The organism is Rathayibacter sp. Leaf248, assembly GCF_920939495.1.
Classification (GTDB): domain Bacteria; phylum Actinomycetota; class Actinomycetes; order Actinomycetales; family Microbacteriaceae; genus Rathayibacter; species Rathayibacter caricis.
Genome location: NZ_CAKLAV010000002.1, coordinates 162879 through 188943 on the forward strand (window position 1 = coordinate 162879; position 26065 = coordinate 188943).

Below are 26065 nucleotides of genomic sequence, written 5' to 3' on the forward strand. Positions count from 1 at the left end.
GACAATGACGAAACGAGCCCTGAGCCTCGCTGCCCTGGTCGCCGCCTCCGCGATCGCCCTGAGCGGCTGCAGCGCCGGCACCTCCGGATCCACCTCCGGTGGCGACTCCGGAGGCGTGCTGAAGATCGCCGCCCTCGAGGGCGGCTACGGCGCCGACATGTACGACGAGGTCGCCGCGGCCTACGAGAAGCTCAACCCGGACATCGACGTCCAGGTGCAGACCAGCAAGAGCATCGAGGACGAGCTGACCCCGAACCTCCAGGCGGGCGACTACCCCGACCTGGTCGTGCTCGGCCAGGGCCGCCAGGCCGGACTCACCGAGACGCTGATCAAGGACAAGGCTCTCGAGGACGTCTCCGACGTGCTCACCACGACGGTCCCCGGAGAGGACGTGACCGTCGGCGACAAGCTCGTCGACGGCGTCGTCGGCAACCTCAACACCGACCCCTACGGCGACGGCAAGACCTACCTGATGCCGATGTACTACTCGCCGACCGGCCTCTTCTACGACACCAACCTCCTGGAGTCCAAGGGCTGGGCCGTTCCGACCACCTGGGACGAGCTCTTCGCGCTCGGCGACAAGGCCAAGGCGGAGGGCCTGTCGCTCTTCACCTACCCGACGGCGGGCTACCTCGACGGCTACTTCTTCTCCCTCCTGGCCGACGTCGGGGGAGAGGACTTCTACACCGACGTCATGACGTACAAGGAGGACGTCTGGGAGACGCCCGAGGCCCGCGAGGCGCTCGAGCTCACCGCGAAGCTGCTGTCCTACGCCGCACCGACCACCGTCGGCTACGCCAACCAGCAGGACTTCACCAAGAACCAGCAGTCGATCCTCGACGGCACCACCCTCTTCATGCCCAACGGCACCTGGATCGTCGGCGAGATGGCCGATGCGCCCCGCACCGACGGCTTCGCCTGGGGCCTGACCCCGCTGCCCGCCGTCGAGGCGGGGGACGAGCGCTACATCACGACGTCCGTCGAGTCGGCCTGGATCCCCGCGGCCGCCGAGAACAAGGACACCGCGAAGGACTTCATGGCGTACCTGTACTCCGACGAGGCAGCGAAGATCTTCGCCGCTTCCGACGCGATCCAGCCGATCACCGGCCTCGCCGACTCGCTCGACGGCGACACGAAGGAGTTCTACTCCGTCTACTCCGATGAGGGCACGAAGGCCCTGGTCGGCGGATTCGCCAGCACCGCGCCCGTCGAGGGCGTCGACATCAAGACGACGCTGCTGAACTCGGCCGACTCGATCATCTCGGGCGACCTGAGCGTCGACGAGTGGCAGGCCGAGCTCAACGAGGCCAGCAACCGCCTGGGCGCTGCGAGCTGATGACCGAGAGCTCGACGGTCCTGCCCGTCACCCCCCAGACCACGCACGCGGGCGGGTCCGTCGAGACCGCGGCCGCCGTTCCGGGACTCCGGTCCCGGCGGCGGCCGCCCCGGCGGGCCGGGCACCAGAAGGGGCTGCGGCGCTTCCTCGTCGCCTGCCTCGCCCCCGCGTTCCTGCTGTACATCCTCTTCATGATCGTGCCGACGATCGACGTGTTCCGCATGTCGCTGTTCCGCACGAGCAGCCTCTCGAACACCTCGACCTTCATCGGCTTCGAGAACTTCGTGCTGCTGGCGTCCGATCCGGCGTTCCTCCGAGCGTTCCAGAACACCGTGCTGATGCTCGTCGTCGTGACGATCGTCACGATGGGCTCCGCGCTGGTGCTCGCGGCCGTGATGACCCGGCAGAACCTGCCCGGCCGCAACGTCTACCGCTTCGTGCTGTACGTGCCCAGCGTGCTGTCGATCGTCGTGATCGCAGCGATCTTCTCCGCCGTCTACGACCAGTCGAACGGGCTGCTCAACTCCGCTCTGGGCCTCCTCGGCGGCGGTCAGGGCCCGGTCTGGCTCGGCGACCAGTCGCTCGTGATGTTCAGCATCGCGATCGCAATGGTCTGGCAGTCGGTCGGCTACTACCTCGTCCTCTACATGGCCTCGATGTCGGCCGTGCCCGAGGACCTCTACGAGGCGTCCTCCCTCGACGGAGCGAGTCCGGTGCGGCAGTTCCTCGAGGTCACCCTGCCGATGATCTGGCCGAGCATCCGCACCAGCCTGACCTTCTTCATCATCAGCTCGGTCAACCTCAGCTTCGTGCTGGTGCGGGCGATGACGGGCGGCGGTCCGGACGGCGCCTCGGAGGTGCTGCTGAGCTACATGTACCAGCAGGCCTACACGAACTCGTCCTACGGCTACGGCATGGCCATCGGAGTCGTCATCTTCGTGTTCTCGTTCACGCTCGCGCTGATCGTCAACCGCGTCACCAAGAGAGAGGATGTGGAGTTCTGATGGCTCTCACCATCGCTTCCCCCCGCCGCGGCGACGCCCGTCGCGCCAGGCGCCTCGGGAAGGTGCTCACCAGCGTCGTGCTGGTGGCCGCCTCCCTCGCGATCGCGATCCCGGTCGTCTGGGTGCTCGTCGCCTCGCTCAAGCAGAAGGGCGAGTTCTACGGGAGCCCGTGGACCCTGCCGGAGACGGCGTTCTGGCAGAACTTCGCCGACGCCTTCATCGACGCCGAGATGGGCCGCTACTTCCTGACGTCGATCCTCGTCGTCGCCCTCGCGCTCGTGCTGTGCCTGGTGATCTCCGTCCCCGCGGCCTACGCTCTCGCCCGGTTCGACTTCCGCGGCAAGGCGATCCTCGAGACGCTGCTGCTCGGCGGGCTCTTCGTCAACGTCAACTACATCGTCGTGCCGATCTTCCTGATGCTCATCGGGTGGGACCGCGCTCTGCGCGGGATGCTGCCGGGCGGCTTCTTCATCAACAACCCGGTGATGCTCGCCGTCGTCTACGCCGCGACGTCGATCCCGTTCACCGTGTACCTGCTCGCGACCTACCTCCGGACGGTGCCGGTCGTATACCAGGAGGCCGCGGTGCTCGACGGTGCGTCGCGACTGCGGATCATGGTGTCGGTCATCATCCCGATGGCCCTGCCGGCCATCAACACGGCGATCCTCTTCAACTTCCTGTCGTTCTGGAACGACTTCATCATCTCCCTCACCCTGATGCCGGGCGAGAACAAGACGATCCAGGTCGGACTGCTGAACCTCTTCACGGCGCAGAAGGCCGCTGCCGACTACGGCCGCCTCTACGCGGGCATGGTGATCGTGATGGTCCCCGCCCTGATCCTCTACGCCCTCGTGCAGAAGCGCCTTCTCCAGGGCGTCTCGACGGCGGCCGACAAATGAACGGAGCATCTCGCATGACCCCCCGGACCCCCGGACGCTTCACGATCCCCAGCGAAGAGGACTTCGCCGACGAGACCGCGCGCCTCGCGCGCCTGTGGGGAGCCGACGCGATCCGCAACAGCGACGGCACCCGACTCGACGACGCGGTGGTCGACCTCGGTCTCGCCGTCTACGGCGCCTACTTCCCTGTGCGGGGCGACAACGCCTTCATCCGGGAGCACCTCGAGGAGCGACCGCAGATGTTCCTGCAGTCGGACCGCGTCCTCGCGCGCACGGCCGAGATCTCCCTCGGCTACGCCGACGGCTACTTCGCCCAGCAGCTCGAGCCGAACCGCGACGAGGAGGCGCTGCCCTACTGGGAGGTCGTCGACCGGACGACGGGAGCGCTCGTCCCGCGCGAGCAGTGGACGCTGAGCGCGGACGGCTCGGCCGTCGTGCTCACGGGCGCAGAGCTCTGGCACGAGTACACCGTCGCGTTCCTGGCCTACGTGGCCTGGGATCCGGTGGAGATGTACAACCACCTCACCAACGGCTGGGGCGACCGCGAGCACGAGATCCCCTACGACCCGCGGCACCCGGCGACGGCCGCTCACCTCCGCTCGGCGATGACCCGATGGCTCGAGGAGAACCCGAAGGTGGACGTCGTCCGCTTCACCACGTTCTTCTACCAGTTCTCGCTCGTGTTCGACGAGCAGGGCCGCGAGAAGTTCGTCGACTGGTTCGGCTACGGCGCCACGGTCTCACCGCGCGCGCTGCGGGACTTCGAGTCCGAGAAGGGCTTCGCGCTGCGCGCCGAGGACTTCGTCGACGAGGGCTACTACAACTCGTCGTTCCGCGTGCCCTCCGAGAACTACCGTGCCTGGACCGCGTTCGTCCGCGCCTTCGTGCAGTCGACCGCGGCCGAGCTCGTCGCCCAGGTGAAGGCCGACGGGCGCGAGGCGATGATGTTCCTCGGCGACCAGTGGATCGGCATGGAGCCCTACAGCGAGGGGTTCGCCGACATCGGCCTCGACGCGGTCGTCGGCAGCGTCGGCGACGGCACGACCCTGCGCATGATCTCCGACATCCCGGGCCTGCGCTACACGGAGGGCCGGTTCCTGCCCTACTTCTTCCCCGACACCTTCTACGAGGGCAACGACCCCCGCGACGAGGCCCTCGACAACTGGCTCCAGGCCCGACGGGCGATCCTCCGCTCGCCGATCGACCGCATGGGCTACGGCGGCTACCTCAGCCTCGCGGCGAAGGCGCCCGAGTTCGTGCGCACCGTGGAGGAGATCGCGGAGGAGTTCCGCGGACTGCACGAGCGGATCGCCGGCACCGCGCCGCGCAGCTCCCTCGTCGTGGCGGTGCTCAACCACTGGGGGGCACTGCGCTCCTGGCAGGCCTTCACGGTCGCGCACGCGCTGCACTCCAAGCAGGCGTACTCGTACTACGGCGTGCTCGAGGCGCTCAGCGGCATGCCCGTCGAGGTCCGCTTCCTCTCCTTCGACGACGTCCTCGAACGGGGGATCGACGCTGACATCGACGTGATCATCACGGCGGGTGCCGCCGACACCGCCTTCTCAGGCGGAGACGTCTGGCGGAAGCCCGAGCTGGTCGCCCGCCTGCGCTCCTGGGTCGACGCGGGCGGCGGACTCGTCGGAGTCGGCGAGCCGACCGCCACGAGCCACCAGGGCCGCTTCTTCCAGCTCGCCGACTGCTTCGGAGTGGACCGGGAGCGCGGTTTCAGCCTCTCCTCGGACAAGCACGACTGGTCGGTGACCGGCGAGCACTTCATCACCGAGGGCATCGACCTCGGCTCCTTCTCCTTCGGCGAGCCGCTGCCGGACGTCTACGCGATCTCGCCCGAGACCGAGATCCTGCACCTCTCGGACTCCCGAGACGTGCACCTCTCGGCGCACGCGTCGGGCGGAGGCCGCGCGGTCTACGCGACGGGCCTGCCGTACAGCCCGATCGCCGCACGCCTGCTCTCGCGCGCCCTGCACTGGGCAGCCGGGAAGGAGGAGGAGCTCGACCGCTTCACGAGCAGCAATCCGGTCTGCGAGGTCAACGTCTACCCCGACTCCGGCGTGTACTGCGTCGTCAACAACACGCGCGATCCGCAGAGCACCACCGTCGTCCTCGAGGACGGCACGACGGTTCCGCTCGACATCGAGGCCGCCGGTCTCGTCTGGAAGGAGCTCCGATGAGCGCCGTCGTCCGATCGACCCTGACCACCGCCGTGGTCCTCGGCGTCCTCGCGGGCGCGATCGTCCTGGTGGTCGTCGGCCACGCCGCCGACGGCTGGGGTGCCCTGGGCCTGATGCTCGCGGGTCTCGCGCTGCTGCTCGTCCTGCTCGCCGGCTACAACCGGAGCAGGCGATGATCCCGGCGCCGGCGCAGGATCCGCGCTATCTCGCCCACGTCGCCCCCTCCGCGAGGCAGCTCGCCTGGCAGCGCCTCGAGTTCTACGGCTTCCTCCACTTCGGCATGAACACGATGACCGACCGCGAGTGGGGCGACGGCACCGAGTCGCCCGCCCTGTTCGATCCGGCCGACGTCGATGCGGACGAGTGGGTGCGCACCTGCCGCGACGCGGGGATGAGCGCGGTGATCCTCACCTGCAAGCACCACGACGGCTTCGCCCTCTGGCCGACGGCGGTCAGCGAGCATTCCGTCGCCTCGAGCCCCTGGCGCGACGGAGCCGGCGACCTCGTCGCCGAGGTGGCCGAGGCCTGCCGTCGGCACGGGCTCGCGTTCGGCGTCTACCTCTCGCCCTGGGACCGCGCCGAAGCCTCCTACGGCTCGGGCCGCGCCTACGACGACTTCTACGTCGCCCAGCTCACCGAGCTGCTGACCGGCTACGGAGAGATCTTCTGCGTCTGGCTCGACGGGGCGAACGGCGAGGGGCCGGACGGCCGCAGGCAGCTCTACGACTGGGACCGCTACTACCGGGTCGTCCGGGCCCTGCAGCCCGAAGCCGTGATCAGCGTCTGCGGGCCCGATGTCCGCTGGTGCGGCAACGAGGCGGGTGAGACGCGGAGCGACGAGTGGAGCGTCGTGCCGTGGGAGCTCCGCGACGCGGAGGGCACCGCGTCCCGCTCGCAGCAGGTCGACGACGGCGAGTTCTCGCGGGCGGCGGCCCGGAGCGACGAGGACGACCTCGGCAGCAGGGCGGCCCTCGCCGACTACCGCGGCGAGCCCGTCTGGTACCCGGCCGAGGTGAACACCTCGACCCGCCCCGGCTGGTTCCACCACGACGCGGAGGACGACCAGGTGCGCAGCGCCGAGGAGCTCTTCGCGATCCACCAGCGCGCCGTCGGTGGCAACTCGACCTTCCTGCTCAACATCCCGCCGCGGCGCGACGGCCGGCTGAGCCCGGCCGACATCCACTCCCTGCGTGGTCTCGGCGAGCTCCTCCGGAAGTGGAACGCGGCCGACATCGCCGCGGAGGCGGAGATGGTCTGCTCGTCCGGCGTCGCGGGTGAGATGCGCGCCGGCGGCACCTGGTCTCCGGACGTCACCGACACCGCTCCCTCCGTGCTGCTGCGCTTCGACCGTCCCCGGACGGTCCGCGCGGTGGTGCTGGAGGAGGAGATCGCCCTCGGCCAGCGGATCGAGAGCGTCGAGGCGGCGGTGATCGTCGACGGCCGACGGACCGTGATCGCCCGCGCGTCGAGCGTCGGCTACCGCCGGGTCCTCGCCTTCCCACCCGTCGTCGTCGAGGCGATCGAGATCGTCGTGACCGCGTCGCGTGCTCGACCCGTGCTCGCGGCGCTGCGCGTGATCCGCGCGCACGAGGGGGAGGAGCTCGCGTGAGGGTCGGCATCGACATCGGCGGGACGAAGACGCACGCGATCCTCCTCGAGGAGGGCGAGATCGTCGACGAGCTCGTCACCGTCTCCGGCCGAGGTGAGGAGGGAGTGGTGCGCGGCACCCTCGACGTCCTCCGGGCCCTCGCGCAGCGGCACGGTTCCGCGCTGGACGGCTCCGCCTTCCGCACGATCGGCATCGGAATCCCCGGAACCGTCGACGTGGGCACCGGTGTCATCACCCACGCGGTGAACCTCGGGATCCGCGGGGCCGGTCTGCCCCTGCGCCAGCGCCTGCGCGAGGCCACCGGGATCGAGGTCTCGGTGGACAACGACGTGAAGGCGACCGCGCTGGGGGCTGCGAGCACCCTCGGGCTGCTCGCCCACCACGACGTGACCTACCTGAACGTCGGCACCGGAGTCGCCGCGGCGACGACCCTCGACGGCGCGATCCTGCGGGGAGTCGGCTCCATGGCCGGTGAGATCGGTCATCTGTCCGTCGACCCCCAGGGCGAGAAGTGCATCTGCGGTCAGACGGGCTGCCTCGAGACGATCCTCGGCGGCGGGAGCATCGAGCGGCGCCTGCGCGCGGTGGACGAGGACCTGACCCCCACCGACCTCTTCCTCGACCGCCCCCGCATCCCGGGGCTCGCGCGTGAGCGCGAACGCGTCGTCGGAGCGCTCGCGCACGCCTGCACGCTGCTGGCGACCACCTACGGAGCCGACACGATCGTGCTCGGCGGCGGAGTCATCCGGCACGTCGACGGTCTCGTCGAGGCAGCCGTCTCGCTGCTCGAGCGCCGGGCGGAGCAGTCGCCCTTCCTGGCGGCCCTCGCGGTGGCCGAGCGCCTCGTCACCGTCCCGTCCTCCCTCCCGATCGCCGCGCTCGGCGCCGCGGTCGTGGGGATCCCCGAGGGTGAGCGCCGCCGGACGGCCCTCCCCTCCGCCCAGACCAGGAGTCGTCCATGACCGTCACCGTCCACATCGAGACCGACGCGCAGGCTGTCGCCCGCCGCGCGGCGCTCGTCGTCCTCGACGACCGAGCCGGACGAGAGCGCTACACCCTCGGGGTGGCGACAGGGTCGAGCCCTTCGGGTCTCTACCGCGAACTCGCCGAGGCCGTCGCACGCGAGCCGAGGCTCCTGGCGGACATCCGCGCCGTCGCCCTGGACGAGTACGTCGGCCTGTCCCCGGAGGACCCGCGCAGCTACCACGCGACCGTCCGGAAGGAGGTCGTGGAGCCCCTCGGGCTCGATCCGGATCTCGTGAGGGTGCCGACCGCGCTCGGCGCCGAGGAGTACGACGCGACGATCGCTCGGGACGGCGGTGTCGACCTGCAGATCCTCGGCATCGGGTCCAACGGCCACATCGCGTTCAACGAGCCGGGCTCGTCGCACGACTCGGCGACGAGGATCGTCGCCTTGACGGAGGCCACCCGACGCGACAACGCCCGCTTCTTCGGCAGCATCGAGGAGGTGCCGACGCATGCGGTCACGCAGGGCATCGGCACGGTGCTGCGCGCGCGCAAGCTCCTGCTGATCGCCCAGGGTGCGGTCAAGGCCGCCGCGGTCGCCGCGGCCCTCGAGGGACCCGTCAGCGAGGATCTCCCCGGAAGCGCGCTCCAGCGTCACGGCGATGTGACGGTGGTGCTCGACTCCGCCGCGGCCGGCCTGCTCGGAGAGAGCCGGTCGTGAGCGGGGCCGACTCCTTCGTTCTGCACAGTGCGAGGAGGGTCGACGCGTCGGGGATCGAGACGGACGTCTGGCTCCTCGTCGAAGGCGGCGTCGTCGCGGCGGCGGGCCGCGGAGGGGACTGGCCGCGGCGGTCCGACCTCGCCGTCGTCGACGCGCGCGGCCTCACGGCGACCCCCGGATTCGTCGATCTCCACGTTCACGGGGGAGCGGGCGAGTCCTTCGAGGACGGAGCTGACGCGATCCGCGACGCGCTCCGTCTGCACCGGTCGAGGGGCACGACCCGGTCGCTCGTGAGCCTCGTCTCGCAGCCGCTCGAGGCCCTCGAGGAGTCGCTCGCCACCGTCGCCGCCCTCGCCGCCGAGGACCCGCTCCTGCTCGGAGCGCACCTGGAGGGACCCTTCCTCGCGCCGTCGCGGCGCGGCGCCCACGACCCGTCCGCTCTCACGGTGCCCGACGACGAGTCCGTCTCCCGCCTCCTCGAGGCGGCGGACGGCACGCTCCGCCAGATCACGCTCGCTCCCGAGCTCCCGGGGGCAGCGGCGGCGATCGAGCGCTTCACCGCGGCCGGCGTCGTCGTGGCCGTCGGCCACACGGCCACCGACGCCGAGGGGGCGCGGGCGGCCTTCGACCGCGGCGCCACGCTGCTCACCCACGCCTTCAACGCGATGCCCGGGATCCACCATCGCGACCCGGGGCCCGTCGTCGCCGCCTTCGAGGACGAGCGGATCACTCTGGAGATCGTCCTCGACGGCGAGCACGTCGATCCGCGCGTCGCCGCCCTCGCCTTCCGTGAGGCTCCTGGCCGGATCGCACTGGTGACCGACGCGATGGCTGCGGCCGGCTCGCCCGACGGCGCCTACCGCCTCGGCGCACTGGACATCGACGTGTCCGGGGGCAGGGCCGTCGTCCGCGGCTCGAGCACCCTTGCAGGATCCACACTGACGCAGGACCGAGCCCTTCGGATCGGTCTCGCCGCAGGCCTGGACGAACGAACCCTCGTCGAGGCGATGACCGCGACGCCGGCACGGGTGATGGGCCGCGCTGATCTCGGCTTCCTGGCGCCCGGGTACCGTGCCGACATCGTGCTGCTGGATGCGGCGTCCGAGGTCCGCGCGGTGTGGGCGGAGGGGCGACGCGTGGCGGATCGATGACACCGCCGTCTGCACCCTCCACCCGCTCGTCGACACTCTCGCGCCCTCGCCCCGACGGAGGGAACGCGCGTCCGGGATTCGCGTGTCAGCGGGTCCAGTCCGGCTCGGGGTTCCGCTTCTGGAGCTCGGCCGCCCGCGCCCGGGTCAGGTGGACGGAGTCGCGCACGCGCGTGGGCATCGGTACGAGGTGCTCTCCGGGCTCGTGCTGGTCGTCGAGGAGCAGGCGGACGGCCAGGGCGCCCATCTCCTCGAACGGCGCGGCGGCCGTGGTGAGCATCGGGTGCAGGTACACGGCGATGTCGTCGTCGTCGAAGGAGACGGCGGCGACGTCCCGGCCGACGGTGAGGCCCGCTTCGGCCAGCGCGCGGTAGGCCCCGAAGGAGAGCCGGTCGTTCAGGCAGACGAGTGCGTGAGGGGTGACGCCGGCGGCGAGGAGGTCGCGCACCGCCTCGTATCCCGCCTTGACGGACCACGGCTGACAGGGCAGCTGCGCGATCGGACGGACGTCGTGCGCACGCAGCGACTCCCAGATCCCGTCGAGACGACGCCTCACGGCGAGGGTGAGCCACTCGTCGTCCGGCTGATCGACGGAGCGGCCGACGACGACGACTCCCTCCGAGTGCCCCGCGTCCAGCAGGAGGTCGACGATGTCCTTCGCTCCGGCGTGCTCGTCGGGGAGCACGCAGTCGAGCGCGCTCTCGGCGACGGCGTTGAGCATGATGACGGGCGTGCTGCCCACGCGGGGCGTCAGCTGCAGAGCGTGCGGTCGGGTCGCGGCGTAGATGATGCCGTCGACCTGCCGGTCGGTGAGCGCGTCGACCGCCTCGTCGAGGGCGTCGGCCTCGCCCTCGGTCTCGGCGATGAAGAGCACGTGGTTCTGCTTCTTCGCCTCGCGGAGGGCGCCGCGGATGAGGCCGCTCGCGAGACGGTCGACGGTGACCGGCGTGCAGGTTCGGTCGATCTCCGACGGCATCGACCCGTCGACGTCGACCGGCCGGCTGATGCTGAACATGCTCGCCACGCTCGCGGAGTACGAGCGGGAGCTGATTGTCGAGCGGGTCAACGCCGGTATTGCCGCTGCCCGTGCGAGTGGGACTCGTTTCGGCCGGCCTCTCTCGGATCCGGCGGTGATCGCCGAGAAGCTTGCGATCGTCACCGATGCCCGAGCTCGAGGACGAACCGCTGTGGACGCTGCTCGTCTCGTCGGCTGGAGCCGAGCAACGCTGTACCGTCACCAGGCCGAGGCTGCACGTCGAGCGCAGACCGCTCCGTAGCCTCCGGCCGTCCCTGCGGTCGTGCTTCGCGGATGGTGCTCGTGGCACATAGCTCGCGGACACGGGCGGTGGAACTTAGCTCGGCGGCCGGAGAGTGGATCAGCGCGGGTATCGCATGAACCTTCGTCTGCGGACATCGGGTGAAGGCGCCGGTGCACGGCCTCGATTCCCGGCGCCAGATCACTCAGCAGAGCATGAGATGACCGGCGGTTCAGGGGGAGGGCGTCGTCTCCGTGTACCGTGCTCCGCAGGTCAGGTTCCCGCGCGTACGTCTGAGTGTGCTCGCTCGGTGTTCTGTGTGGAAGGAACTGGCTCGATGGCTGTTGGACGAACGAAGGCCGCGGTGAAAATCGATGCGCGAAAGAGGGCGCGCGAGCGGGCCGCCGCCTTTCGCGAGCGGAACGAGAAGCTCGAGAGCCTCGCGGCCGACTACTTCACTGCCTCTGAACGTGAGGACGAGGTCCTTGCCGAGCTCAACGAGGAGATCCGGAAGCTTCAGGCGCGTGCAGATGAGCGCACCGCCAGTGCTCGGGAAGATGCAGCCGCCGCGATCGTGAGCATGTCGGCGCAGGCGTCACAGGCGGAGATCGCGGAACGGCTCGGCGTGGCCACGGCGGTCGTTCGTCAGGCGCTTCGGGCGCCGGGGAATGCTGACACGACTCCTGTGGTCGGCTCCACCGACCTTGGTGGAGAGCCGGGGGCTGGCGGGTTAGAGGTGAGTGACGAATCCGATGACCGTCTCATCGAGCACGATGGCGAGACGATGAAGCAGTAGGTCGCCCTGCCGTCTTCGTGGTCTCCGACGGAGCTCCGTCCTCAGAACGTGAGGCCGCGTCGATGCTCGGGCGAGTCGGTCTGGTCAAAATGGAGGTCGCGACGGATGCGAGCCGCCCACTGCTGGAAGCGGGCCTGTATGCCTTCCAGTTCCGTCTCGTTCACTCCGTACTCGGCGACACGATCGGGCGTGAGTCGCACTGCGCGGTCGAGCTGCTGAGCGAACATCGCGGCGTCGAATCCGGGGTCGCGCTCGCGTGCCGCGACGAGGAGTCGCTGGTCGGTGAAGTGCCCGGATGCGCGGATGGAATCGACATCGAGGAAGTCACGGGCTTCGGCACGGCTGTAGAGGGCGCTGACCTTGTTGCCGATCGCGTCGTCGAGGCTGAGGACGGGGCCGACCTGAAGACGAACCGGCTCGGTGTCGCGCCAGTCCATGCCGAGGTCGACGTCGACCTGTTCGCCGGTCGAGGTGCGAACGTGAAGGCGGGCGAACTGCTCCGTGACGCGGACTCGACGAGCGAGTACCCGTGATCGCGCAGCCCGGCGCGCACCAGGTCGAGGGAACGGCGGAACTCTCCGGGGTCGGTGTTCGAGGTGAACAGGTCGACGTCCTCGGTCACTCGGTCGATGACGCCGTGCTCTCGGATGGCACCGGAGCCGGCGAGAGCGAATGCGGTGCCCTCGAGTGCGTCGAGCGCCGCGCGGGTGATCTCGCGCTGAAGGTCTTCGTTCCGGCTGCCCATGTCAGGTTCGATCCTTGCCGACGTGAGGGGACGCGGTCGACGCTGTCGCAGAATCGGCATCTACCGCCCGCGCCGAGCGAGGAGCAGTTCACCCGGCGCTGCTCACCGGTCCGGCCCCGATCGGAAGCACGCTGCGCTCCCGGCCCTCGCCGAGGAGCTCGGGGAATCGGTCCTCCCACAGGAGCCGAACCCGGTCGGGGAGAGTCAGGACGGGCCAGACGGCGAGGAGGATCTCGCGATTCAGCAGTGCGGTTTGGTCCGTCGCAGTGCCCTCGTTGAGCAGCGCTTGGTAGGCCTTCGTCACGCCGCCCGTTGTGTCGAGATCGACGGTCGAGTCGGGTCCCCAGTAGATGTGATGGGGCAGTTCGAGGAGCCCTGTCGATGGGCCGATCAGCTCATCCAGCGTGCCGGGGATCTCGTACGGCTTGACGTCACGGAAGAAGACCCGCCGCTCGGGCTCGGCCGTCTGCGGCGTCTCCTTGCCGAGCGCGCGGGCGACGGAGGACTTGCCGACTCCGAGGACCTCGGCGATCTGGGCGAAGCTGCGACCGGCCTCGCGCATCCGTCGCGCTTCGCGCAGACGAGCGGAGGTCATCACCGACGGGCGGCCACCGACGCGGCCCTGAGAGCGTGCATGATCTAGACCGAGCCGAGTGTTCTGTCGGATCGTGTCCACTCGCAGTTGTGCGAAGACGGCAACGATGCCGAACAGTGACCGTCCCATCGACGTCGTCGTGTCGATCAGCGGCTCGGTGAGGCTCCGTATGTTCACGCCCCGGCGTTCGAGGTCGTTGATCGTCTCGATCACGATCCGCTCGGTTCCGCCGAGTCGATCGAGACGGCGAAGGAGCAGAATGTCTCCTTCGCGCAGGAAGTCAAGGCACGCGAGCCACTGCGGCCGATCAGCAATCCGGCTCGACTCCCCGTGATCGACGAAGACCCGGACCGCACCTGCGGCGTGGAGTTCAGCTTCCTGAGCCGCCGGGTTCTGGTCGCGGCGGGAGACACGGGCGTAGCCCACGATGCTGCTCAACATGATCCCTTCCCGCCGTGGCCAGCGTATCCCGAGAACGGGTGTGAAAGCGTTCTGGCACGATTTGGTTGCGGGTCGGGGTTTCGGGACGCAAGCGAACGGCGTGTCCGGTTCACCTGGCGCCTCTGCCTCTAGCGTCCCGGAAACGGTTGTTGCCGGTTCCTCTGGCCTCGCTGGTCCCTGAGCAGGGACGGCGTCGCGAAAGCGCGTCGCTCCTCGTTCGCCTTGGTGAGAACAGACGGATAGCTGGAAGCCTCGGGCGCACGAGGTCACTGGCGCCGCGACCCGTCCGGGCTCGGGAGCCCAACTGGTGGGACTGATTCGCATCCGTTGCGCACGGAAGCGTCACACTCACTCTCAGCTGCGGCGGTCGACACGACGGGGGCTGCCATCAGCGATTCCGCTTCATCCTCATCGAGCATCACGCTCGAACGCTCCACTGGGACCTCCGGCTCGAAGGCGAAGGGGTCCTGCTCAGCTGGGCGCTCCCCAAGGGGGTACCCGTGCAGCTCGGTGAGAAGCGATTGGCGGTGCGGACAGAGGACCACCAGGTCGCGGTCCTCGATTTTGAGGCGGTGAGAGCACAAGCAGGGGCGGCTGGGTTCTCAGTAGTGCTGAGGGACAGCGGCGGATTCGAGCGAGCGACCTGGCTCCCCGACTCCCGCATCGTCGTCACGTTGCACGGCAGATATTGGGGACTCGACGTATCCGTCTGATCCGCACGTCGAGGGCCGGACGGAACGGCGCGTGGCTGGCGCAGCGGCTTGATTCGATGGACTGAGGACCCCTTCGGCCGCGACCGTGTTCCGCGTGTCGCGGGCCATCTGCTTCGCGCGCAGCGAGTGACGGCAATCAAGCTCGGTCCGACCGCAGTACGGAAAGGAGTCGGATCCCATCCGGAGCGTCGTCGCCCGCTTCGCCCGAGCACTTCCGCCGGTCCTGTGCGCTGGAATGCGAGGGGTCGGGCTCCCTCACGAAGCCGGAACGCGGCTACGCCGATTCCCGGAGCACGAGCGAGATCTGCGGCCCCGACTTGCGGGCAGGCGGAGGTGTTCCGGCCGCCGCGCTGAGGGCGAGTTCCGCGAAGTATCGGCCCAGGCCTGCGTCGTCGACGTGGACCGACGTCAGCGAGGGGACGAACATCTGCGCGAGGGGGGAGTCATCGTGTCCGATGACTGCGAGGTCGTCGGGGAGGGCGAGCCCGCTCCTGATCGCGGCTCCGGCGACCAGGGCTGCGATGTCGTCGTTGTACGCGATCACGCCCGTCACTCCCGCTCGATGCCACTCAGACACGAGCTCGGCGACCGGGGTGGACTCCACCTCTGCTTGGTCGAGGAGGTCGAGGCCGTGCTCGCGGGCTGCTCGAGCGGCCACCGCGTACCGCGAGGACACCAGGTCGACGAGTCGAGGGTCGGGGGAGGACGCGAAGACGAGGCGTCGGTGCCCCTGGGCGACCAGGTGCTCGACCTGGAGCCGGGGACCGTCGCTGAACGAGAGGTCGTCGTTCCGGGGTGCGTCGTCGGGGGAGGGGATGACGGCGGGGACGCCGGCGGCGCGGATCTCCTCGTAGCGCTCCCGGGAGAACGGCGTCATGCCCATCACGACGTCCGGCTGCAGAGTCTCCCAGAGCGGTCGTGCGCGGCCGCCCGCATGGGGGGTCATCGTGACGAGGGAGTAGCCGGCCTCGTCGAGAGCTGTCGACGCCTCGTCGACATGGCGGCGCATGCTGTACTCCATCGGCCAGTCGGGGAGAACGAGAAGGACGATCCTGCTCCGTCCGCTAGCGAGAGCCTGGGCGGCGAGGTGTGGGCGATAGCCCAGGCGCCGAGCGGCTTCCAGGACCTTCGTGCGGGTCGCCTCCGAGATCGTCTGCCCGGCGGTGTCGTTCAGCACGAAGCCGACCGTGGCGCGCGAGACGCCGACCTCGCGGGCGATGTCGACCGCGGTCACGCGCCGTGCGGGTGCTGTGCTCGTCATGCTGCGGTCTGCCTCCGTCTCGCTGACGAGGGTATCGCTTGTGCGCGCTAGCCCTCGTCCAGTGAGTGTTCGCGAGTCGCTTGCGCGCGCTAGCAACGCTCAGCTACTCTCTCGTCAGCTAGCTCGCGCTAGTGCTACCTTCGCGGCATTTCTCGACAATGGAGTCCTTCATGGCCACACATCCCGGCGATCTTCCCGCCGCCCCGCCCCCGGCCCCGCAGCCGATCCCTCCGGTCCCGGCGGCCTCGGACGAGGTGCTGCGCACCGAGGCCCCGGTCGAGGGGAAGGCCAGCACCTCCTACATCTGGTTCCAGGTGCTCGGCCAGTTCGGCGTCTTCGTCGCCTTCATCACCCCTCTGGCGATCTCGCTCTCGATCCGCCTGTCGACGCTCGCCCCCGGCCGCGAGGAGTACCTCGGGTACATCACCGGCTCGGGAGCGCTCGTGGTGATGCTGACGGCTCCGCTCTTCGGCGTGCTGAGCGATCGCATGCGGACGAGGATCGGGCGCCGCCGCCCGATCATGATCGTCGGCATGCTCGTCGGCGTCGTCTCGCTGCTCGTCATGGCCACGGCGCCCACCGTGCTCCTGCTCGGCCTCGGCTGGATCCTCGCCCAGGTCGGCTGGGGCCAGGTGCTGCAGAACCTGCAGACGTCGATGGCCGACAAGCTGTCCGAGACGCAGCGCGGCAAGGTCGCCGGTCTGACCGGCTTCGCGACCCAGGTCGCCCCCGTCTTCGGAGTCGTGATCGCGGGCAGCGTCGCGGGCGACCCGCTCCTGCTCTTCCTGCTCCCCGGAGTGGTCGGCGTCGTCTTCGTGACGCTCTTCGTGCTCTTCACGAGAGAGGCGGACACCCGCGGCGTGCGGTTCGACGAGCGCCTCTCGCTGGGCACCCTGTTCAGCAAGTACCTCTACGACCCGCGCAGCCACCCCGACTTCTCGTGGGTGTGGCTCGGGCGCTTCCTCTTCTACTTCGGCCTCACGCTGAACACCACTTTCACGGCGTTCTTCTTCGCCTCGCGGCTCGGCGTCGACGTGACCGAGGTCGCGCCGATCATCGCGACGCTGGGACTGTTCGGCATCCTCGCCACCACGCTCGGCGCCATCGGCGGCGGGTTCCTCTCGGACCGCCTCCGACGCCGACGCACCTTCGTCCTCGGCGGCGCGGTCCTCTTCGCGATCGGCGCCGTCGTGATGGCTCTCGCGTCGGACGTTCCGGTCCTCATTGCCGGATCGCTCATCACTTCGGTCGGTATCGGCATGTTCGCCGCGGTCGACCAGGCGCTGATCCTCGACGTGCTTCCCGAGAAGGCGACCGCCGCCGGTCGGTTCATGGGGATCATCGGCTTCGCCGTCTCGATCCCGCAGGCCGTCGCTCCCTTCGTCGCGCCGCTCTTCCTGGCGATCGGGGCCGCAGGGGATGACGAGAAGAACTACACGCTCCTGTACATCATCGCCGCCGCCTTCACCGTCTTCGGCGGGCTCGTCGTGATGCGCGTCCGCTCCGTCCGCTGATCCCGTTCCTCACTTCACAGGAGTCCTCCGTGACCGCAGTCCTCATCACCCCCGTCGCCTCGACCGGGGACGCCGGCGAGCCCGCCGCCTACCTCCGCCGCTCGTTCGACGTCGCCGAGCGGCCCGTTCGCGCGACGCTCCGCTCCACCGCCGTGGGACTCGTCGAGCCGCACCTCAACGGCGCGGTGGTCGGCGACGAAGTGCTGGCGCCGGGCTGGACCTCGTACCGCCACCGCCTCGTGGTGAGCAGCCACGACGTCACGGACCGGATCGAGGTCGGCGCCAACGCTCTCGGCGCGGTCCTCGGAGAGGGGTGGGCGGTGGGGCGCCTGGGCTGGGAGGAGAAGCGTCGGCACTACTCCGCCCGGCCCGCCGCGTGGCTCGAGCTCGAGCTCGAGTACGCCGACGGCCGCCTCGAGACGATCGCGAGCGGGAACGGCTTCCGCGCCGCCCAGGGCGGGGTGCGGGCGAACAGCATCTACGACGGCGAGGAATTCGACGCCCGGCTCGAACCGCTCGGCTGGGACGGCCCCGGCTTCGACGACTCCTCGTGGAGCGCGGTCGAGGTCCTGGACTGGCCCACCGAGGCGCTGGTCGACCCGATCGCACCCCCGATTCGGCGGATTGAGGAGCTGGCTCCGGTCGAGGTCCTGACGACTCCGGCGGGGCGCACGGTCGTCGACTTCGGTCAGAACATCTCCGGCTGGGTGCGCGTGAGTGTCTCCGGGCCGGCCGGCACGACCGTCGTACTGCGCCACTCCGAGGTTGTGATCGATGGAGAGGCCGACTTCGAGACGACCCGCACCGCGGCGGCGACCGATCGGTACACCCTCCGCGGAGGGGAGGTCGAGACGTGGGAGCCGCGCTTCACGTTCCACGGGTTCCGGTACGTCGAGGTCGACGGCTGGCCCGGAGAGCTCACCGCCGAGTCCCTCCGCGCCGTCGTGATCCACTCCGACATGATCCGCACCGGCTGGCTCGAGACGTCGGACCCACTTCTGAACCGGCTGCACTCGAACGCCGTCTGGTCGATGCGGGACAACTTCGTGGGCGTGCCCACCGACTGCCCGCAGCGCGACGAGCGGCTCGGCTGGACCGGCGACATCAACGCCTTCGCGCCGACCGCCGCGTTCCTCTACGACGTGCGCGGCGTCCTCGGATCGTGGCTGCGCGACCTCGCGGTGGAGCAGCAGGAGAAGGGGTACGTGCCGTGGGTCGTCCCGGACGTGCTCTCGACGCCGTCCTCGCCGACGGCGCTCTGGAGCGACGTCGCCGTGAGCCTGCCCTGGGCGCTCTACCGCGAGTACGGAGACGAGCGGATCCTAGCCGAGGCGTACGACTCGATGACCGCCTTCCTCCGCCAGGTCGCCGACCTGCTCGATGAGAACGGGCTCTGGAGCAGCGGATTCCAGTACGGCGACTGGCTCGATCCCGACGCCCCTGACGACAACCCCGCCGGCGGCAAGACCGACCGGCACCTGGTGGCCGCCGCCTACCTCTGCCGCACCACCCGCGAGACCGCCGACACCGCGCGGATCCTCGGGCGCACGGAGGACGCGGAGGACTTCTCGCGCCTGGCCGAGCGGGTGCGCACGGCGTTCCTCGACGAGTACGTCTCCCAGCGCGGCCGGGTCGTGAACGAGACCGCGACCGCGTACGCGCTCGCGATCACGTTCGGGATCCTCGACGACGACCAGCGGCAGCACGCGGGCGACCGGCTCGCGGCGATCGTCGCGCGATCCGGGTACCGCATCTCGACCGGGTTCGCCGGGACTCCGCTCGTCACCGACGCTCTGTCGTCCACGGGACACCTCGCCGAGGCGTACCTGATGCTGCTGGAGAAGGGCTGCCCGTCCTTCCTCTATCCCGTCACGCAGGGCGCCACCACGATCTGGGAGCGCTGGGACTCGATCCGACCCGACGGCACGCTCAATCCCTCCGGGATGACCTCGCTCAACCACTACGCCCTCGGCGCCGTCGTCGACTGGATGCACCGCACCATAGGCGGACTCAGCGCGATCGAGCCCGGGTACCGGAGGATGCGCATCGCGCCGCAGCCGGGAGGGGGTCTGACCTCGGCGACTCTGCGTCACACGACCGTGCACGGGGAGGTCCTCGTCGCCTGGAGCCTCGCGGACGACGAGATGGACGTCACCGTGCGGGTGCCGGGCGGCACCTCGGCCGAGGTCGTTCTCCCGCTGCATCCTGGATCCGCCGCGCTGCACGTCGAGCCGGGGGAGCACCGCTGGACCTACGCCGTCGAGCGTCCCGCCGGCCCGACGTCGTTCGATCTGAGCTCGACACTCGGCGAGGTCGCCGCCGACCCCTCGGCCTGGCGCCGCTTCCTGGACGTCTTCGGCCGCAACTACCCCGGCGTCCCGCTCGACGGCGCCTCGCCCGAAGCGGCCGCGATGCCCATCACCACCCTGCTCGACTACATCCCCGGTGCCTCCGCCGAGTTCCGCGTCGAGCTCGCCGGCGCCCTCACCGCCGACACCGACGGAGCCTCCGCATGAGCCACGACATCAGCACCCTCACTCTCGAGCAGAAGGCGTCCCTGCTGTCGGGCGGTGGCTTCTGGACGACGAAGGCCCTTGACGAGGCCGGGATCCCCTCGATCCTTCTCACCGACGGCCCTCACGGCATCCGCCGGCAGGACGGCCCCGCCGATCACCTCGGCATCAACGACGCGCTCCCGTCCACGTGCTTCCCGCCCGCGGTCGCCGTCGGCTCGAGCTGGGATCCCGAGATCGCAGCGCAGGTCGGCGCCGCGGTGGGTCGGGAGGCTCTCGCTGCGGGCGTGGCCGTCGTGCTCGGCCCGGGCGTGAACATCAAGCGCTCCCCGCTCTGCGGCCGCAACTTCGAGTACTACTCCGAGGATCCGCTCCTGTCGGGAGTGCTCGGTGCCGCGCACGTCTCGGCGATGCAGGAGGTCGGCCCCGGAGCGTCCGTGAAGCACTTCGCGGCCAACAACCAGGAGACGGAGCGGATGCGCATCAGCGCCGACGTCGACGAGCGCACGCTGCGCGAGATCTACCTCCCCGCCTTCGAGCGGGTGGTGAAGGAGGCCGCGCCGGCGACCGTGATGGCCTCGTACAACAAGGTCAACGGCACCTACGCCTCCCAGAACCGCTGGCTGCTCACCGACGTGCTGCGCACCGAATGGGGCTTCGAGGGCGCGGTCGTCTCGGACTGGGGCGCGGTCAGCGACCGCGTCGCCGGCGTCGAGTCGGGCATGGATCTCGAGATGCCGGCGAGCGGCGGTGCCACCGATCAGCGGATCGTCGACGCCGTCCGCTCCGGGCGGCTGTCGGAGGAGGCCGTCGACACGGTGGTGCGCCGCGTGCTCGCACTCACCGAGCTACCCCACGAGCCCAGCGGAGGGGTGGACGTCGACGGCCATCACGCACTCGCGCGCCGTCTGGCCGCGGACTCGGCCGTGCTGCTCAAGAACGACGCCGGTGTCCTGCCGCTGCACTCCGCTCCCCGCCTGGCGGTCATCGGCGCCTTCGCCGCCGAGCCGCGCTTCCAGGGTGGGGGGAGTTCGCATCTGACCCCGACCCGGGTCGACACGGCGCTCGACGCGATCCGCGAACTGGCCCATGAGCGCGGCACCACCGTCGAGTACGCCGACGGCTTCCTCGTCGGGGCCGACGATCCGGACGAGGCCGAGCGTCGCACGCGCGCGGTCGAGGTCGCCGCTCGCGCCGACATCGCGATCGTGTTCGCGGGACTCGGCGACAGGGAGGAGTCCGAGGGCTTCGACCGCAGCTCCCTCGAGCTCCCGGCTGCGCAGGTCGAGCTGCTGGGCGCGGTCGCCGCGGCGGCCCCTCGCACCGTCGTCGTGCTCTCGAACGGCGGAGTCGTGTCGCTCGAGGGCTGGCACGACGACGTCGACGCGATCCTCGAGGGCTGGCTGCTCGGCCAGGCCGGCGGATCCGCGATCGCCGATCTCCTCTTCGGAGTGGTGAACCCGTCCGGGCGCCTCGCCGAGACGATCCCGCTGAGGCTGCAGGACACCCCTAGCGTGCACACCTTCCCCGGGGAGCAGGGCCACGTCCGCTACGGCGAGGGCGTGATGGTCGGCTACCGCCACTACGAGACGGCCGCCGCTCCCGTCCGCTACCCGTTCGGCCACGGCCTCGGCTACACGGCCTTCGCCACGTCTGACCTCCTGGTCGAGAAGACGGGAGACGACTCCGCCCGGGTCGAGCTCGTCGTCACCAACACCGGAGCCGTCGCCGGCCGGCACGTCGTGCAGGTCTACGTCTCCACCGACGCCGGACCGGTGCGCCGACCGAGACGGGAGCTGCGCGCCTTCGCGAAGATCGGCCTCCGGCCGGGCGAGTCCCGGACGGTGTCGCTGGAGCTCGACCGGCGCGCGTTCGCGTACTGGGACATCGAGCAGTCGGATTGGATCGTGCCCGGAGGCGAGTACGCGGTCCAGATCGGCGAGAACGCCTCGCGGATCGTGGCTGAGAAGGCGATCGTGCTCGCCGGAGACGTGCTGGTGCGTCCGCTGACCCTTGACTCGACGGTCGGAGAGTGGTTCGCGCACCCGGTCGTCGGACCCGCCCTGCGGCAGGGCCTGGCGGCGGGAATGAGCGAGGAGCAGGCCCGCGAGGCGGAGGCGAACGAGGACGGCCTGAAGATGGTCGAGTCGATGCCGATGCAGCAGTTCGTCGCGTTCACGGGCGGCGCGTTCCCGCCCGAGGCGCTCGAGCAGCTCATGGCGCTGAGCACGGCGGACCCGGTGCCTGCGTGAGCGCCGCGTTCGAGGTGCCCGCCTCCGTCGAGGTGACGGAGGACGAGGTCATCGGCCGGCACGGGAGCATCCCCGTGCGGCGCTACCGCGGGCGCGTGGCGCGGGGCGACTCCGCTCTGCTCGTCTGGGCGCACGGCGGAGCGTTCGCCTGGGGCGGTCTCGACCAGCTGGAGGCCCACGCCGTCGCGGCAAGCACGGCGGCGGCGGGTCATGAGGTGGTCTCGGTCGACTATCGCCTGGCGCCTCGTTTCTCATGGTTCCTCCCGCCGTCCCGCCGCGCATCGGCCCGGGGGCACCGCGCTCCGGTGCCGATGGAGGACCTCGTCGACTCCTTCTCGAGCATCGCCGCCTCGGCCGCGCAGCCCGTGGTCCTCGGCGGTGCGAGCGCGGGCGCCTGCCTCGCCGCGGCCGCCGCGATGCGGCTCCGGGACGAGGACGCCACGCCGCCCGCCCGGCTGGTGCTCGCCTACGGCACCTTCCACGCCGAGCTGCCCCCGATCGACGCCGCCCTGCGCTCCCGCACCCGGGGACGCCACTCCTTCACCCAGTTCAGTCCGAGGCTGGTCAGGCGCATGAACGCGAACTACGCCGGTGACGCACCGCGCCCGGTCTTCCCCGGCGACGGCCGCCTGGCCGGTCTGCCGCCGACGACGATGATCGACGCCGACCGCGACACGCTCCGCGCCTCGGGCGCCGCGTTCGCCCGCGGACTCCGCGACACGGGAGTGACCGTCGACTACTCCGTCGTGCCGGAGGCACCGCACGGGTTCCTCGATCGGCCTGATACCCCCTTCTTCGCGGACGGCGTCGACCTGCTCCTCGGTGCGCTCGACCGAGCGGCCGCCCCTCGCTCAGGATCGGACACTCGATGACCCGCAGGACTACCGCCCGCCGACGTGTGTTCCTGACCGGAGCCGCGGGCAACTGGGGGCGCCGCGTCCTCGACGCCTTCCGCGAGCGGGCGGACGACTTCGAGGTCGTCGCGCTCGTCCTCCCGACGCCCAAGGACCTCGCTGTGATCCGGAGGTACGAGGACATGGAGAACCTCGAGGTCGTCTTCGGCGACATGACCGACTACCCCGCCGTCGAGCGCTGCGTTCGCGGAGCGGACGTCGTGCTGCACATCGGCGCTGTCGTCTCGCCTTTCGCCGATGACCACCCCGAGCTGGCGCACCGGATCAACGTCGGCAGCATCCGCACGATCATCCGCGCGGTCCGGGCTCAGGCCGACCCCTCGAGTATCGCCGTCGTCGGAGTCGGCACGGTCGCGCAGACGGGCGACCGCACGCCCCCGCACCACTGGGGCCGGGTCGGGGATCCGCTGCGGGTCTCGCACTACGACGAGTACGGGCAGAGCAAGGTGATCGCCGAGAAGGAGCTCGTCGACTCCGGGCTCCCGAAGTGGGTGCAGCTGCGCCAGACAGGCATCCTCCACCCCGGCATGCTCGAGATCCGGGACCCGATCATGACCCACTCCACGCTCGGCGGGGTCATGGAGTGGGTCTCGGCAGAGGACGCCGCGCGACTCGCGATCGCGGTCTCCGAGCGCGACGTTCCGGACGAGCTGTGGGGCGGGATCCACAACATCGGGGGAGGGGACGCCTGGCGCCTGACCAACTGGGACATGCAGCTGCGCATCTCGCGTGCCCTCGGGGTCCGCGATGTGCGCGGCTGGTACGAGCGCGACTGGTTCGCGACCCGCAACTTCCACGGGCACTGGTACACCGACTCCGACCGCCTGCACGAGCTCGTGCCGTTCCGGCAGGACACGCCGGAGGACGCCCTGCGGCGCGCAGTCGCGGCGAATCCGGCCCTGCGGGTAGCCGGCCGGCTGCCGGCGGGCCTCGTCAAGAACCTCGTGATGAAGCCGCTCACCCTGCGGCACCGCGGAACGATGGACTACGTCCGGCGCGGCGACCTCGAGGCGGTGGCGGCCTACTTCGGCTCGCCCGCTGATCGCGAGGCGATCGGAGGCTGGGACACGTTCTGGCCGCCGCGCCCGGGCCGCGTCCCGACGCTCCTCGACCACGGCTACGACGAGTCGCTCCCGACCGCGGAGTGGGACGGACCGCTGCTCGGAGAGGTCGCCCGCCACCGCGGAGGACGACTGCTCACCGACGTCGTCGTCACCGGGGACGTCACGACCGCGCTCTCATGGGAGTGCGCGTTCGGGCACCGGTTCGCAGGCAGCCCGCGCCTGATCCTCCGAGCGGGACACTGGTGCCCGGAGTGCGTGCGCGACGTCGCCGGGTACCCGGCGCAGGCCGAGCGCAGCCCGTTCCTGGCGCAGCTCGAGCCCGCGCCGATCACGGCCTGATCGTTGCGGAAGAGGGCTGGCCTAGCGCCTTCTCAAAGAAACCGCTGATCGTGTCGAACGGGATCAGATCGGTCCGGTCGTAGAGGTCGATGTGACGGGCCCCGGGGACCACGACCAGCGACGTCGGCCCGGTCGCCTGCGCCAGGGCGTCGTCCGTGAAGTATCGGGAGTGCGCCCGGTCTCCCGTGATGAACAGGATCGGGCGCGGTGCGACGTCCGCGAGATGACGCAGCGCACCGAAGTTCACGTGCGCGACGCTGCTGGTGATCGTGAACGCGCCGATCGATCTCTCGTGGTGCCCTCGATCGGTGACGTAGAACTCCTGGAACTCCGCCGTGATCGGATCGAGTGCGTCCGGTTCGTAGGCGTCGGGGAAAGCAGGGGAGAGTGCGGCCGAGCCGCTGTCGACGTCGCGCCAGCGCTGCTCCGCGAGCGACTCGAGGGCTTCGCGCCGATCGTCGTCGGTGGACGAGCTCTGCCAGCCGTCGCGTGAGATCCCGCTGATGTCGTACATGGCCGAAGTCACGACGGCCTTGATGCGGGTGTCGACCTGAGCGGCGCTGAGGGCGAATCCGCCGCTCCCGCAGATCCCGAGAACCCCGATCCGGTCGCGGTCGACGTAGGGAAGGGCTCCCAGGTGATCGACGCCGGCGCTGAAGTCTTCGGCGAACAGCTCGGGAGAGGTGAGGTGCCGGGGCTCGCCGCTGCTCTCGCCGTTGTACGAGGGATCGAAGGCGAGGGCGACGAGGCCGCGCTGCGCGAGCTGCTGCGCGTAGACGCTCGGACCCTGCTCCTTGACCCCGCCGTGCGGTGGGCCGATGACGACGCCAGCCCGCTGGATCGTCAAATCGAGTTCGGTGGAGACGTAGAGGTCGGCCGCGATCTCGATGCCGTACCGGTTCCGGTAGCGGACAGGAGTGCGCCTCACGTCCGGCGCGAGCACGGAGATGTAGCCGTTGGAGTGGTGGGGCAAGGTTCCTCTTCTCGTGGGTTCGGGGGCTCAATGGACGGTATGCGGCTGCGGATACGGCGTGAAGGGTTCTGACAGCACCTCCCTCGTCGTCGATGGAGAGGCGGAGACGACACAGGTCTCCGCGGTGGACTCGATGCCCGTCCAGCGCTGCTGTCGGCGCGGTCGGGGCGGACCGCCGCTCGCAGGGCGGCCCACCCCGGCGTCGGGAAGGCAGCCGAAGGAAGAGGGCCTACTCGGCGTTCGAGCGCTCGTACGTCACGCGCCATCCCTCGGAGGGGTCCGCAGGAGTGAGGACCAGCGTGTCCCCGTCGACCTCGAACCTGCGTTCCAGGGTTTGTCCGACGAGGTCGCGGGCGAGGGCGTTCTCCACTTCGACGGTGAAGCTTCCCTCGTCCTCGTCGACGTCCACAAGGCCGTAGTAGGCCTCGTAGCCGCTGACCGTGTATGAGGTGTCCGGCGCCGCGACGTCCGGGTTCGAGGCTTGCACCGAGAAGAGTTCGCCGTCGAAGATCACCTGTCCGGAGTACGGGACTTCGAGATAGTTCCCCTCTCCTCCTGCTTCAAGCGACGTCATGCGCCACTGGCCGTCAATCGGGGCGAGTTCGTCGCCGGCCGGCTCTGCTGAGCAAGCGGAAAGGGCGAGTAGCAGGCCTGCGCCGAGAGCGACGGCACTGCTGGAGGTCTTGATCGTCATGGTTCACCTAGGGATAGGAGCGGGCGGTAGGGGAGCTCGGAGCGTATGTCCGCATCGGAGGAATCAAGGAGGTCCTGTCCGAGCCCCCCAGCGAGGTCGATCAGGTAGGTACGACGGCAGGGC

At 70.1% G+C, this 26065-nt stretch carries 22 protein-coding genes and 1 pseudogene; 17 read left to right on the forward strand and 6 right to left on the reverse strand.

The features are described from left to right. Positions 1-4 precede the first annotated feature (4 nt). The 9 genes from LRG51_RS13830 to LRG51_RS13870 are packed head-to-tail and all read left to right on the forward strand — an operon-like array spanning position 5 to position 9875. On the forward strand, positions 5-1336 hold the full coding sequence (locus LRG51_RS13830; protein ID WP_230673241.1) for a carbohydrate ABC transporter substrate-binding protein: 1332 nt from the start codon (positions 5-7) through the stop codon (positions 1334-1336). Next, positions 1336-2340, forward strand: coding sequence for a carbohydrate ABC transporter permease (locus tag LRG51_RS13835; protein WP_230673242.1), 1005 nt, complete (start codon positions 1336-1338; stop codon positions 2338-2340). Before LRG51_RS13830 ends, LRG51_RS13835 begins: the two co-directional genes overlap by 1 nt. Next, entirely contained in the window at positions 2340-3239 is a 900-nt protein-coding gene (locus LRG51_RS13840) for a carbohydrate ABC transporter permease (protein WP_230673243.1), read from the forward strand. Before LRG51_RS13835 ends, LRG51_RS13840 begins: the two co-directional genes overlap by 1 nt. Positions 3240-3253: 14 nt before the next feature. Further along, positions 3254-5428, forward strand: coding sequence for a 1,3-beta-galactosyl-N-acetylhexosamine phosphorylase (gnpA, locus tag LRG51_RS13845; protein ID WP_230673244.1), 2175 nt, complete (start codon positions 3254-3256; stop codon positions 5426-5428). Continuing rightward, complete coding sequence (locus LRG51_RS13850; RefSeq protein ID WP_230673245.1) at positions 5425-5604, forward strand: DUF6903 family protein; 180 nt, start codon at positions 5425-5427, stop codon at positions 5602-5604. The genes gnpA and LRG51_RS13850 overlap by 4 nt, the downstream gene beginning before the upstream one ends. Then, on the forward strand, positions 5601-7037 hold the full coding sequence (locus tag LRG51_RS13855) for an alpha-L-fucosidase (protein ID WP_230673246.1): 1437 nt from the start codon (positions 5601-5603) through the stop codon (positions 7035-7037). The genes LRG51_RS13850 and LRG51_RS13855 overlap by 4 nt, the downstream gene beginning before the upstream one ends. Then, entirely contained in the window at positions 7034-7999 is a 966-nt protein-coding gene (locus tag LRG51_RS13860) for an ROK family protein (protein WP_230673247.1), read from the forward strand. The genes LRG51_RS13855 and LRG51_RS13860 overlap by 4 nt, the downstream gene beginning before the upstream one ends. Beyond that, on the forward strand, positions 7996-8724 hold the full coding sequence (locus LRG51_RS13865) for a glucosamine-6-phosphate deaminase (RefSeq protein ID WP_230673248.1): 729 nt from the start codon (positions 7996-7998) through the stop codon (positions 8722-8724). The genes LRG51_RS13860 and LRG51_RS13865 overlap by 4 nt, the downstream gene beginning before the upstream one ends. Continuing rightward, a complete protein-coding gene (locus tag LRG51_RS13870; RefSeq protein WP_230673249.1) occupies positions 8721-9875 on the forward strand; it encodes an N-acetylglucosamine-6-phosphate deacetylase in 1155 nt (384 codons plus the stop codon). Before LRG51_RS13865 ends, LRG51_RS13870 begins: the two co-directional genes overlap by 4 nt. 85 nt (positions 9876-9960) lie before the next feature. On the opposite strand, the gene LRG51_RS13875 is transcribed toward LRG51_RS13870, so the two are convergent. Next, positions 9961-10887, reverse strand: coding sequence for a substrate-binding domain-containing protein (locus LRG51_RS13875; RefSeq protein WP_329958739.1), 927 nt, complete (start codon positions 10885-10887; stop codon positions 9961-9963). Between LRG51_RS13875 and LRG51_RS13880 the strand changes: the two are divergent. Both LRG51_RS13880 and LRG51_RS13885 read left to right on the forward strand, forming a co-directional pair. Continuing rightward, a pseudogene (locus LRG51_RS13880) lies at positions 10817-11149 on the forward strand (recombinase family protein); the annotation flags it as partial. The gene LRG51_RS13875 and the pseudogene LRG51_RS13880 overlap by 71 nt on opposite strands. A 316-nt stretch (positions 11150-11465) precedes the next feature. Then, positions 11466-11924 carry a hypothetical protein gene (locus LRG51_RS13885; protein WP_230673251.1) on the forward strand — a complete coding sequence of 153 codons (459 nt, stop codon included), beginning with the start codon at positions 11466-11468 and terminating at the stop codon, positions 11922-11924. Between the two features lie 41 nt (positions 11925-11965). Here the strand turns inward: LRG51_RS13885 and LRG51_RS13890 are convergent, their stop codons facing one another. Both LRG51_RS13890 and LRG51_RS13895 read right to left on the reverse strand, forming a co-directional pair. Then, on the reverse strand, positions 11966-12361 hold the full coding sequence (locus tag LRG51_RS13890; RefSeq protein WP_230673252.1) for a nucleotidyl transferase AbiEii/AbiGii toxin family protein: 396 nt from the start codon (positions 12359-12361) through the stop codon (positions 11966-11968). 396 nt (positions 12362-12757) lie between these two features. Continuing rightward, positions 12758-13705 (reverse strand): recombinase family protein, encoded by a 948-nt coding sequence (locus LRG51_RS13895; RefSeq protein ID WP_230673253.1) that lies wholly within the window; start codon positions 13703-13705, stop codon positions 12758-12760. A gap of 410 nt (positions 13706-14115) precedes the next feature. Here LRG51_RS13895 and LRG51_RS13900 point away from each other — a divergent pair, with 410 nt between their 5' ends. Next, the gene (locus LRG51_RS13900) at positions 14116-14418 is read left to right on the forward strand and encodes a DNA polymerase ligase N-terminal domain-containing protein (RefSeq protein ID WP_329958746.1); all 303 of its coding nucleotides are present in this window, start codon (positions 14116-14118) and stop codon (positions 14416-14418) included. Between the two features lie 274 nt (positions 14419-14692). On the opposite strand, the gene LRG51_RS13905 is transcribed toward LRG51_RS13900, so the two are convergent. Continuing rightward, positions 14693-15679, reverse strand: a complete 987-nt coding sequence (locus LRG51_RS13905) for a LacI family DNA-binding transcriptional regulator (protein ID WP_230673254.1) — start codon at positions 15677-15679, stop codon at positions 14693-14695. Between the two features lie 170 nt (positions 15680-15849). Between LRG51_RS13905 and LRG51_RS13910 the strand changes: the two genes are divergently transcribed. Genes LRG51_RS13910 through LRG51_RS13930 form a run of 5 tightly spaced genes read left to right on the forward strand, consistent with a single transcriptional unit; the run spans position 15850 to position 24275 of the window. Then, a complete protein-coding gene (locus LRG51_RS13910; RefSeq protein ID WP_230673255.1) occupies positions 15850-17193 on the forward strand; it encodes an MFS transporter in 1344 nt (447 codons plus the stop codon). 29 nt (positions 17194-17222) lie between these two features. Then, a complete protein-coding gene (locus LRG51_RS13915) occupies positions 17223-19709 on the forward strand; it encodes an alpha-L-rhamnosidase (protein WP_230673256.1) in 2487 nt (828 codons plus the stop codon). Next, positions 19706-21958 carry a glycoside hydrolase family 3 C-terminal domain-containing protein gene (locus tag LRG51_RS13920; protein ID WP_230673257.1) on the forward strand — a complete coding sequence of 751 codons (2253 nt, stop codon included), beginning with the start codon at positions 19706-19708 and terminating at the stop codon, positions 21956-21958. The genes LRG51_RS13915 and LRG51_RS13920 overlap by 4 nt, the downstream gene beginning before the upstream one ends. Continuing rightward, the gene (locus tag LRG51_RS13925; RefSeq protein ID WP_230673258.1) at positions 21955-22830 is read left to right on the forward strand and encodes an alpha/beta hydrolase fold domain-containing protein; all 876 of its coding nucleotides are present in this window, start codon (positions 21955-21957) and stop codon (positions 22828-22830) included. The genes LRG51_RS13920 and LRG51_RS13925 overlap by 4 nt, the downstream gene beginning before the upstream one ends. Beyond that, positions 22827-24275 carry an NAD-dependent epimerase/dehydratase family protein gene (locus tag LRG51_RS13930; protein ID WP_230673259.1) on the forward strand — a complete coding sequence of 483 codons (1449 nt, stop codon included), beginning with the start codon at positions 22827-22829 and terminating at the stop codon, positions 24273-24275. The genes LRG51_RS13925 and LRG51_RS13930 overlap by 4 nt, the downstream gene beginning before the upstream one ends. Here the strand turns inward: LRG51_RS13930 and LRG51_RS13935 are convergent. Together LRG51_RS13935 and LRG51_RS13940 are read right to left on the reverse strand one after the other, a co-directional pair. Then, the gene (locus tag LRG51_RS13935) at positions 24265-25248 is read right to left on the reverse strand and encodes an alpha/beta hydrolase (protein WP_230673260.1); all 984 of its coding nucleotides are present in this window, start codon (positions 25246-25248) and stop codon (positions 24265-24267) included. The two genes, LRG51_RS13930 and LRG51_RS13935, sit on opposite strands and share 11 nt — an antisense overlap. Positions 25249-25477: 229 nt before the next feature. After that, positions 25478-25942, reverse strand: coding sequence for a lipocalin-like domain-containing protein (locus LRG51_RS13940; protein WP_230673261.1), 465 nt, complete (start codon positions 25940-25942; stop codon positions 25478-25480). Positions 25943-26065 lie beyond the last annotated feature (123 nt).